Here is a 9,691-nt window from a genome sequence, read left to right on the forward strand (position 1 = left end):
CACTCGCCGTCGGCGAGGGCAGCTGAGAGTGAGGCGTGGGGCTCACGGACGGCGGGCCTTCCGTCTGCGGCACACCACCCGACGCGCAGCCCGCCAGGAAGACCACCAACGGAGCCAGTGCCCCGACAACCCGGATGTACACGCTCATCGCCCCGCTCCTCGTCCTCACACCTCGTGAAGATCACGCGCGAGAGACGCGGCCGGTTGTCGACACCACGCCGTTACGCCGGCCGCGCGACGCGGCCCGGACGTCCTGGCTCTCCAGGTTCGTCCGGGCCGTGGCTGATGGTCAGAGCGCGGCAAACGGCAGGTGTGCGAACACGTAGGTGTCGCCATCGACACCGACCGCGTGCAGGCCCTGGTAGTACGCGTCACAGGTGTCCGCGCCAACGCGCTTGAGGTTGACCGTGACGTTCTTGTACTTGCCCGGCAGCAGGTTGCCTGTCGAGTAGCCGGAGCCCTGGACCAGGGCGGTCACGTTCGTCGTCCCCACCTTGTACGTCGCGACGACGCCGCAGTAGACCCCGTCAGCGGTGAGGTTGATGGCGCTGATCTGCTGCGAGTTGTTGGCGAGCCGGAGCGTGAAGTTGACGTTCTGGCCGACCTTGAGCGCATTCGAGCTCTCGTACATGTAGCTCGTCGCGCCGCCGACGTTGGCTTGGGAGCCGGTCTTCAGCAGGGCCGTGTGGGCCGTGGTCTGGGTAGCTGGCGCCGCGGTGTTCGCGACGGCGTACTTGTAGGCGAGGAACTCGTCGGTGGCGGCATCGCGGACCGAGACCTGGTTGTAGAACTGGGTCTGCGGTGCGCTGCCGGGGAGCGAGACCTTGAGCGTCAGCAGGATCGACGCTCCGGGGTTGACCGGCGCGCTGGTCCAGGTGTTCGGGAGCAGCGTCGTGCCCTTGTAGAGCTTGGCGGTGGCTCCCGCCGCGGGGGCTGTCTCGACCTTGTACTGCTGGACGGCGCCGCTGTTGTTGACCAGCTTGAAGCCGAACGGCTTCGCCGGCCCGCCGGGTACGACGGCGACGTTGTTGTAGGGCGCGTCGGAGTACACGGACCCCACGCCCTTCATCAGGAGCCGCGCACTCGACGCGGCGTTGGCGGGGGCTGCCGAGAGCCCCACCAGCGCGACCGTCGAGACGACGGCCAGGAGTGCCGCCGACGTGCGGCGGCGGAATGACTTGAGCATGGATTCACCCCATGAACGAACGCGGTTGCCCTGCGCAACACGGTTCTCGCAGCCTCCTCCGGTCCCTCCGCGCCACGCGAGAGCCGCCCGCCGAACCTCGGGTGCGTCCCGGTGTCAACACCCGAGCACAGGATCACCCGGCCGGGCTCGGGTCTCCCCCAGTGAACGCCGCGGACCGTGGTTACTTTCCAGTTTCCGGACGAGAGCCCCGCACACCCGACCTGGGGCCCCTCGCGCCCTAGGTTGGTGTCGTGGCAACGAAGGTGCAGTTCCCGAGTTCGACGGGCGAAATGCTGGCTGGTCTCATCGACGAACCGGAGGGCAAGGTCCGCGGCTGGGGCGTCTTCTCCCACGGCTTCACGCTCGGCAAGGACTCGCCCGCTGCCGCCCGGATCTGCAAGCAGCTCGCGGCCGAAGGCATCGGCATGCTCCGCTTCGACGCGATCGGCCTCGGCGACTCCGAGGGCGACTGGGGCTCGGGGTCGTTCACCCACAAGGTCAACGACGTCGTCGAGGCATGCGACTTCATGGCCGCCCGCGGCACGCGCCCCCAGCTCCTGGTCGGACACTCGTTCGGCGGTGCCGCCGTCCTCGCCGCCGCGCACCGCACAACGGCGGTCGCCGTGGTCACGGTCGGGGCGCCGTACGACCCGGCCAACGTCGAGAAGCAGTACGACGCGATCATCGACCGTGTCCTCCAGGACGGCGAGGCCGAGTGGCTCGTCGGCGGCCGCGCGCTCACCGTGCGCCGACACTTCGTCGAGGATGTCCGCGGGCAGGACCTCAACCGCGACATCGGTTCGTTGACGCGCCCGCTCCTGGTGATGCACTCCCCGACCGACGAGACGGTCGCGATCGACAACGCCGCGAAGATCTTCCGGGCCGCGCACCACCCGCGGAACTTCATCGACCTCGAGGGCAGCGACCACCTGCTCACCGCCCGCGGTCAGGGCAAGCGTGTCGGGCGGATCATCAGCGCCTGGGCCGACCAGTACCTCAGCTGAGGTCGCGCGCGAACTGCGTCGCGTGCAGCTCCGCGTAGAGCCCGCCCGTGGCGAGCAGCGCGTCGTGCGTGCCGGTCTGCACGACCGTGCCGTCCTCGACCACGAGGATCTGGTCGGCGTGCCGGATGGTCGAGAGCCGGTGGGCGATGACGAGCGACGTACGCCCCTCGAGCGCGGCATCGAGGGCGCGCTGGACGGCGACCTCGGACTCGGAGTCCAGGTGCGCGGTCGCCTCGTCGAGGATCACGATCGCGGGCGCCTTCAGCAGCAGCCGCGCGATAGCGAGCCGCTGGCGTTCGCCGCCGGACAGCCGGTAACCGCGGTCGCCCACGACGGTCTCCAGACCGTCGGGCAGCGCCCGCACCATCGGCGCGATCTGCGCCGCCTCGAGCGCCGCCCACACCTGCTGCTCGGAGGCGTCCGGCCGCGCGTAGAGCAGGTTCGCCCGCATCGTGTCGTGGAACATGTGCGCGTCCTGCGTGACGTAGCCGACCTGCGCCTCGAGCGACTCCAGCGTCACCTCGCGTACGTCGAGCCCTCCCACGCGGACAGCGCCGGCCGTCGCGTCGTACAGCCGGGCGACGAGGTGCGTGAGCGTGGTCTTGCCCGCGCCTGAGGGGCCGACCAGGGCCACCATCTGTCCCGGCTCCACCGTGAAGGTCACCCCGTGGAGCACCTCGCGGACGTCGCGCGACTCCTTGCGGGCCACCGACTCCAGCGATGCCAGCGAGACGTCCGCGGCCTTCGGATAGGTGAAGGAGACGCCGTCGAAGGTGATCGACGAGGCGTCCCGCGGCAGCTCGACCGCATCGGGTGCGTCGGCGATCGCCGGCTCCAGGTCCAGCACCTCGAAGACGCGCTCGAAGGAGACCAGTGCGGTCATCACGTCGACGCGGACGTTGGACAGACCCTGCAGCGGACCGAGCAGGCGCAGCAGCAGCGTGGCCAGTGCGATCAGCGTGCCGACCGAGAGCGCGTGGGACAGGACCAGGTGACCTCCGACGCCGTAGGCCACGGCGGTGGCGAGTGCGGGGATCAGCATCAGCGTGGCGCCGAAGACCCGGGTGACCAGCGCGATCCGGATGCCGAGGTCGCGGACGACGCCGGCCTTGGACGCGAAGAGCGTGTCCTCGTCAGCGCGGCGGCCGAAGAGCTTGAGCAGCATCGCGCCGCCGACGTTGAAGCGCTCGGTCATCGCGTTGCCCATGTCGGCATTGCCGTCCATCTGCATCCGGGCGAGACCGGCGAGCTTGCCGCCGACGATCCGCGACGAGAGCACCAGCAGCGGGAACAGGCAGAGGCACAGCAGCGTGACCTCCCACGACAGCGCGAGCATCGCGACACCGACCACGACCACGCTGATCAGGTTGGCAACCGTCGACGACAGCGTCGAGGTGAAGGCGCGCTGCGCGCCCATCACGTCGTTGTTGAGGCGCGAGACCAGCGCGCCCGTCTGGGTCCGCGTGAAGAACGCCAGCGACTGGCGCTGCACGTGGCTGAAGACCCGCGTGCGCAGGTCGAAGATCAGGCCCTCACCGATCCGCGAGCTCAGCAGGCCGGCCGCCACCGTGAGGACGGCATCCAGCAGCGCGACCCCCGCCATCGCCACGGCGATCGTGGTGATCAGCCCACCGTCATGCTTCGCGACGCCGTCGTCGACGAGCCGCTGCACCAGCAACGGCGAGACGACCACGAGGCCCGCGTCGATCACGGTCAGCACCAGGAACCATGCGATCAGCACGCGGTGGGGTCGGGCAAACCCGAGGACCCGGCGCAGGGTGTCGCGCGCCAGCTTCTTCTCGAGGATCGACCGGTCGGTGCGGAGGTTCCGCATCATCGGGGCCATGCCCTGCATACCGCTCATGCGGACACCTCCAGCACTTCTCGGATCAGATGGTCAGGCCAGCGAGACCAGGTCGGCGTACTCGTCGCTCCACAGGTCCTCGTCGCCGTCGGGGAGCAGCAGCACCCGGTCCGGCTCGAGGGCGTGGACAGCGCCTTCGTCGTGGGTGACGAGGACGATCGCGCCTTCGTAACGCCGGATGGCGGCCAGGACTTCCTCGCGGGAGGCGGGGTCCAGGTTGTTGGTCGGCTCATCCAGGAGCAGGACGTTGGCCGACGAGACGACCAGCGAGGCCAGCGCGAGGCGGGTCTTCTCACCACCCGAGAGAACGCCGGCCGGCTTGTGCGCGTCGTCGCCGGAGAAGAGGAACGAGCCGAGCACCGAGCGCGCCTCGGAGTCGGTCAGCTGCGGAGCGGCGTACTGCATGTTCTGCAGGACGGTCTTGCTCGTGTCGAGCGTCTCGTGCTCCTGGGCGAAGTAGCCGACCTTCAGGCCGTGGCCCGGGATCAGGCGGCCCGTGTCAGGCTCGGTGACGCCGGCGAGCATGCGCAGCATCGTCGTCTTGCCGGCGCCGTTGAGGCCCAGGATGACGACCCGCGACCCCTTGTCGATGGCGAGGTCGACGGAGGTGAAGATCTCGAGCGCACCGTACGACTTGGAGAGGTCCTCGGCCATGAGCGGCGTCTTGCCACACGCCTGCGGCGAGGGGAACTTGATCGCGGCGACCTTGTCGGACTGGCGCTCGCCCTCGATGCCGGAGGAGATGCGCTCGGCACGCTTGAGCATCGACTGTGCAGCCGAGGCGCCGGAGGCCCGGGCCTTCATCCGGTTGGCCTGGTCAGTCAGCGTCTTGACCTTGTTCTCCGCGTTGAGGCGCTCGCGCTTGCGGCGGGCCTCGTCGGTCTGGCGCTGCTTGAGGTACGGCTGCCAGCCCACGTTGTAGATGTCGATCACCGCGCGGTTGGCGTCGAGGTGGAAGACCTTGTTGATCGTCGCGTCAAGCAGGTCGGTGTCGTGGCTGATCAGGATCACGCCGCCCTTGTACTGCTGCAGGAAGCCGCGCAGCCAGACGATCGAGTCCGCGTCGAGGTGGTTGGTCGGCTCGTCGAGGATCAGCGTCTCCGCCTGGGAGAAGAGGATCCGGGCGAGCTCGATGCGACGGCGCTGACCGCCGGAGAGCGTCTTGAGCTCCTGGCCGAGGATCCGCTCCTCGATGCCGAGGCTGGCCGCGATCGTGGCGGCCTCGGACTCCGCGGCGTAGCCACCCGCGGCCTGCATCTCGTCGTCCGCGCGGGACCAGCGCTTCATGCCCTTGGCCGAGACCTCGGGGTCCTCGGACGCCATCTCGACCTCGGCCTGGCGCAGCCGGCGTACGACGTCGTCGATGCCGCGGGCGGACAGGATCCGCTCGCTGGCGATCTGCTCGGGGTCGCCCGAACGCGGGTCCTGCGGCAGGTAGCCGAGCTCGCCGCTGATGGTGACGGTGCCCCCGGCAGGCGGGTTGTCGCCCGCAAGGATCTTGGTGAGCGTGGTCTTGCCGGCGCCGTTGCGGCCCACCAGACCCACCTTGTCACCGGCCGCAACGCGGAAGGTGACACCCTCCATCAACAGACGCGATCCGGCACGGACTTCAAGGTTCTGGCAAGTGATCATCTCGGGCGCTTAGTGTACGGGCGGAAGCTCGGTACTCCCCCATCGGAAGGAACCCGCAATGCGGTTCAACCCCAAGGCAGACATCAGCGACGGCGAGGCGTCCGGCTCGAGCGGTGGCGGCGGAGGGGGTGGCCTCGGCGGCCTGGGCGGCGGTGGCGGCCTCGGCGGACTCCCGATCCCGGGCGGCTTCGGCATCAAGGGGACGATCGTCATCGTCATCCTCTACGTGATCCTGCAGATGTGCACCGGCGGCGGCCTCCCGGGCCCGAGCCTGGGCGCCGGCTCGGACCAGAGCAGCCAGGCGACCGACAACGGCGACTACGCCAGCTGCAAGACCGGCGATGACGCCAACAAGTCCCGCGTCTGCGAGCGCAAGGGGATCATGAAGTCGCTCCGCGTGTTCTGGAAGGGCCAGCTCGGCGACCAGTTCCAGCCGTCCGACCTGCGCACCTTCAGTGGTCAGACGCAGACCGGTTGCGGCGCCGCGAGCGCCCAGATGGGTCCCTTCTACTGCCCGACCGACGGCCACATCTACGAGGACCCGAGCTTCTACTCCTCGATGCTCGAGCAGATCGGTGGCGCGGACAAGCCGTTCGTCGAGCCCTACGTCCTGGCCCACGAGTTCGGCCACCACATCCAGGACATCACCGGCGAGATGAAGAACGTCCGCACGCAGCAGGGTGCCAACAGCGACTCGGTGAAGCTCGAGCTCGAGGCCGACTGCTACGCCGGCGTCTGGGCCCAGGGCGCGCTCGGCACCGATGACGGCAACGGCCAGAAGATCTTCGAGTCGATCACCGAGCAGGACATCGCGGACGCGATCGACGCGGCCAAGGCGGTCGGCGACGACTCGATCCAGGAGAAGACCCAGGGCTCGGTCAACCCCGACTCGTGGACGCACGGCTCGTCCGAGCAGCGCATGACCTGGTTCAAGACCGGCTACGCCGGCGACGTCAACTCCTGCCGCGCGATCTGGGGCTGACCGCACGACTCCTGTTCCCCCGGTTCGGGGCGCTGTCAGATGAGCGCTTCGAGCTGGGGGAACTGTCGTTGAAGGGCCTTGAGGTACGGCGCGACACTCGGGTGGCGGTACTTCGCCGCGAGCGCGCCACTCCCCTCAGCTGCGCGTGCCAGCGCCCAGTCGGCCCGCGACAGCGCCGTGTAGACCGCAGTGACCTGAGCGCCGAGCCGCGCCTGCTCGATCGTGGCGGTCCCCTCCGGCAGGCCGCTCACGTACGCCTCGAGCAGTACGTCGAACTCCTCGCGCGCCGACAGCGACCAGTAGCCCAGGTCCGAGCCCACCGGACCGGTGCCGAGGTTCGACCAGTCGATCGCGAGGACGGCGTCGTCGTCGCGACCGAGGAGGTTGGCCGGCACCGGGTCACCGTGCTGGGCGACGTGCGGCAGCTCGGCAAGGGCAGTGAGGAAGTGGCCGCGCCGCTGCCAGAGTCGGTCGGCGAGATCTGCGACCGTCGTACGGGCCAGGGTGGACCAGCCGCCCCGGCGTTCGGTGGCGGTGATCCGCTGCGCGAGCTGCCCGCGGCACAGCCACGGGTGGGAGCCGAGATCGGCACCGGCGAAGCGTCCCAGCGCCTGCGCCACGAACGGTCCCGGCAGCGCCTGCGGCGTCACCGCGGCGTACCAGAAGGTGAGGCCGTCGCCGTCCTGCTCCACGCGTACGACGGCCGGCCCGCGCAACCCCGGGGTCGACTCCACGATGCCGGATGCCGCGACGTCCGCCTGACGCCGCCACCAGCCCACCGCATCGGGCGCGACCGGGTCCTCGCCCGTCGGTGCGACCAGGCGCTTCACGATCAGGTCGCCGTCGCGCCAGACGCCCAGCGTCGACGCTCCCATCCCGCTCGGCAGGCGCTCCCAGTGCGCCTCGGGCTGCCACATGTGCCGCACGTTAGCGGTCGAACGCCGCCCGCGCGGGGATCTGATGGCGGAACCGGCGACGCGGGGCTACCGTCGAACCACCATGAAGCCACTCGTCCTGGGTCTTGCACTGCTCGCGGCAGTGACCGGGTTCAGCCGCCTCCCGGCTGCGCATGCGCCCGCGGACGGCAACCCGGGCATGGTCATCGTCCCGCGCTCACCCGTCGTCCCGTCGCCGCAGCTGACCGTGCAGCCGATCCCGACCGACGGCTGGGATGACGGAGAGCTGCCCTCGACGCATTGACCGTCCTCGTCGGCGGGAGGACGCTCGACGCATGGACGACAAGCTCCCCCTCTGGCCCACCGACGGCATCGAGCGCGTGCTCTGCGTGGTGGCCCACCCCGACGACATGGAGTACGGCGCGTCCGCAGCCGTGGCGGCCTGGACCGCTGCGGGCATCGAGGTCCGCTATCTCCTGCTGACCCGCGGCGAAGCCGGCATCGACACGATGCAGCCCGACACCTGCGCGAGCGCGCGGATGGAGGAGCAGCGCACGGGCTGCCGCGCTGTCGGTGTCGAGCGGGTCGACTTTCTCGAGCACCCCGACGGGATGCTGGTCTACGGTCTCGACCTGCGCCGCGACATCGCCCGGGCGATCCGCGAGTTCCGGCCCGACGCAGTGCTCACCGGCACCTGGCAGGTGGAGTTCATGGGCATGCTCAACCAGGCCGACCACCGGGCCGCCGGGATGGCGACCCTCGACGCGGTGCGCGACGCCGGCAACCGCTGGGTCTTTCCGGAGCTCGCGGACGCGGGGCTCGAGCCGCACTCACCGCGCTGGCTCCTTGTCACGGCAGACGACCGGCCGACGCACGGCGTCGACGTCACGGGCGCGCCGGTCGAGGCGGGCATCGCCTCGCTCGAGGCGCACAAGGCCTACCTCGCCGCACTCCCCTGGCATCCCGCGCCGCGTGACCTCGTCGAGTGGATCACGACGGCGCAGGGCAACGCCCTCGGCGTACCGAACGGGGTGGCGTTCCGGGCCTGGGACTTCCAGGCCCCGCCGCCGATGTGATCAAAGGCGCCAGGGCGGCCAGGTGGCTGCGGCGAGTCGCAGGTGTGCATCGACACGCCCACGAAGCCGGCCGCCTCGGCGCGTCGATGCGCACGTGCGACTCGCCGCATCCTGATCCCGACGTTGCCGTCGTCCGGGGCGTCCGGGACGTCCGGGACGTCCGGAGCCTGCGAAGGCAAGGCGGAGGAGGGAAGGAGTCCGTGTGCGGAGCGCAGCGGAGCGGACTTCGACCGACGACAACGCCGCCAGCGCGCGTGCCGGGCGTTCCGGATCAGACGTTGAAGCCGAGGGCGCGCAGCTGCTCGCGGCCGTCGTCGGTGATCTTGTCGGGGCCCCACGGCGGCATCCAGACCCAGTTGATGGTGACCTCGTTGACAAGACCCTCGAGCGCCGAGTTGGTCTGGTCGGTGATGACGTCGGTGAGCGGACAGGCCGCGGACGTCAGCGTCATGTCGAGGGTGACGTCGCCGTCGCCCACGTGAACGCCGTAGACGAGGCCGAGGTCGACGACGTTGATGCCGAGCTCGGGGTCGACGACGTCCTTCATCGCCTCGGTGATCTGCTCGACGAGCTGGTCGGTCATGCCTTCTCCTCCGTCTGGCCGCCAGCGGCTGCCTGGCCAATTGATTGCACCGTCGCGTCCTTCCACGCCATCCACGACAGCAGCGCGCACTTCACGCGGGCCGGGAACTTCGCCACACCGGCGAACGCGATGCCGTCCTCGAGGACGTCCTCGTCCGGCTCGACCTGGCCCTTGCCCTGCATGAGCTCCTGGAACTTCGCGTGGATCTCCATCGCCTCGTCGACGGTCTTGCCGTGGACGAGGTCGTAGAGCACCGACGCGGAGGCTTGGGAGATCGAGCAGCCCTGCGAGTCGTAGGAGACGTCGGCAACGCGACCGTCCTCCACGTGCACGCGGAGCGTGATCTCGTCACCACAGGTCGGGTTGACGTGGTGCACCTCGGCCTCGAACTCCTCGCGGAGTCCCTTGCCGTGGGGGTTCTTGTAGTGATCCAGGATGATGTCCTGGTACAGCGCGTCGAGGTCCATA

Annotated in this window: 10 protein-coding genes; 4 read left to right on the forward strand and 6 right to left on the reverse strand. The window is 69.7% G+C overall.

What is annotated here, in order from left to right; translation table 11 throughout:
* Positions 1-289: 289 nt before the first annotated feature.
* On the reverse strand, positions 290-1,186 hold the full coding sequence (locus EPD65_RS01585) for a hypothetical protein (RefSeq protein ID WP_131581297.1): 897 nt from the start codon (positions 1,184-1,186) through the stop codon (positions 290-292).
* Positions 1,187-1,437: 251 nt separating this feature from the next.
* Here EPD65_RS01585 and EPD65_RS01590 point away from each other — a divergent pair, with 251 nt between their 5' ends.
* On the forward strand, positions 1,438-2,190 hold the full coding sequence (locus EPD65_RS01590; RefSeq protein ID WP_131581299.1) for an alpha/beta hydrolase family protein: 753 nt from the start codon (positions 1,438-1,440) through the stop codon (positions 2,188-2,190).
* Here EPD65_RS01590 and EPD65_RS01595 read toward each other — a convergent pair.
* Entirely contained in the window at positions 2,183-4,054 is a 1,872-nt protein-coding gene (locus tag EPD65_RS01595) for an ABC transporter ATP-binding protein (protein WP_131581301.1), read from the reverse strand. The genes EPD65_RS01590 and EPD65_RS01595 overlap by 8 nt on opposite strands.
* A 33-nt stretch (positions 4,055-4,087) precedes the next feature.
* Positions 4,088-5,686, reverse strand: coding sequence for an ABC-F family ATP-binding cassette domain-containing protein (locus EPD65_RS01600; RefSeq protein ID WP_131581303.1), 1,599 nt, complete (start codon positions 5,684-5,686; stop codon positions 4,088-4,090).
* A 58-nt stretch (positions 5,687-5,744) separates the two neighbouring features.
* Here EPD65_RS01600 and ypfJ point away from each other — a divergent pair, with 58 nt between their 5' ends.
* Entirely contained in the window at positions 5,745-6,668 is a 924-nt protein-coding gene (gene ypfJ, locus EPD65_RS01605) for a KPN_02809 family neutral zinc metallopeptidase (protein ID WP_131581305.1), read from the forward strand.
* A gap of 35 nt (positions 6,669-6,703) precedes the next feature.
* Here the strand turns inward: ypfJ and EPD65_RS01610 are convergent, their stop codons facing one another.
* Entirely contained in the window at positions 6,704-7,585 is an 882-nt protein-coding gene (locus EPD65_RS01610) for a phosphotransferase (protein WP_131581307.1), read from the reverse strand.
* Between the two features lie 82 nt (positions 7,586-7,667).
* Here EPD65_RS01610 and EPD65_RS01615 point away from each other — a divergent pair, with 82 nt between their 5' ends.
* Both EPD65_RS01615 and EPD65_RS01620 read left to right on the forward strand, forming a co-directional pair.
* Positions 7,668-7,868 (forward strand): hypothetical protein, encoded by a 201-nt coding sequence (locus tag EPD65_RS01615; RefSeq protein ID WP_131581309.1) that lies wholly within the window; start codon positions 7,668-7,670, stop codon positions 7,866-7,868.
* A gap of 31 nt (positions 7,869-7,899) precedes the next feature.
* Positions 7,900-8,640 (forward strand): PIG-L deacetylase family protein, encoded by a 741-nt coding sequence (locus tag EPD65_RS01620; protein ID WP_131581311.1) that lies wholly within the window; start codon positions 7,900-7,902, stop codon positions 8,638-8,640.
* Between the two features lie 271 nt (positions 8,641-8,911).
* On the opposite strand, the gene EPD65_RS01625 is transcribed toward EPD65_RS01620, so the two are convergent.
* Complete coding sequence (locus EPD65_RS01625; RefSeq protein WP_131581313.1) at positions 8,912-9,223, reverse strand: metal-sulfur cluster assembly factor; 312 nt, start codon at positions 9,221-9,223, stop codon at positions 8,912-8,914.
* Positions 9,220-9,690 carry a Fe-S cluster assembly sulfur transfer protein SufU gene (gene sufU, locus EPD65_RS01630; protein WP_131581315.1) on the reverse strand — a complete coding sequence of 157 codons (471 nt, stop codon included), beginning with the start codon at positions 9,688-9,690 and terminating at the stop codon, positions 9,220-9,222. The genes EPD65_RS01625 and sufU overlap by 4 nt, the downstream gene beginning before the upstream one ends.
* Between the last annotated feature and the right edge of the window lies 1 nt (position 9,691).

This window comes from Nocardioides jejuensis (assembly GCF_004337475.1).
In the GTDB taxonomy this organism is placed as follows: Bacteria; Actinomycetota; Actinomycetes; order Propionibacteriales; family Nocardioidaceae; genus Nocardioides; species Nocardioides jejuensis.

Coding starts and splice junctions, on each gene's coding strand:
- EPD65_RS01600 (WP_131581303.1), bottom strand. CDS start 5,686: ATGATCACTTGCCAGAACCTTGAAGTCCGTGCCGGATCGCGTCTGTTG.
- EPD65_RS01620 (WP_131581311.1), top strand. CDS start 7,900: ATGGACGACAAGCTCCCCCTCTGGCCCACCGACGGCATCGAGCGCGTG.
- EPD65_RS01610 (WP_131581307.1), bottom strand. CDS start 7,585: ATGTGGCAGCCCGAGGCGCACTGGGAGCGCCTGCCGAGCGGGATGGGA.
- sufU (WP_131581315.1), bottom strand. CDS start 9,690: ATGGACCTCGACGCGCTGTACCAGGACATCATCCTGGATCACTACAAG.
- EPD65_RS01615 (WP_131581309.1), top strand. CDS start 7,668: ATGAAGCCACTCGTCCTGGGTCTTGCACTGCTCGCGGCAGTGACCGGG.
- EPD65_RS01595 (WP_131581301.1), bottom strand. CDS start 4,054: ATGAGCGGTATGCAGGGCATGGCCCCGATGATGCGGAACCTCCGCACC.
- ypfJ (WP_131581305.1), top strand. CDS start 5,745: ATGCGGTTCAACCCCAAGGCAGACATCAGCGACGGCGAGGCGTCCGGC.
- EPD65_RS01625 (WP_131581313.1), bottom strand. CDS start 9,223: ATGACCGACCAGCTCGTCGAGCAGATCACCGAGGCGATGAAGGACGTC.
- EPD65_RS01585 (WP_131581297.1), bottom strand. CDS start 1,186: ATGCTCAAGTCATTCCGCCGCCGCACGTCGGCGGCACTCCTGGCCGTC.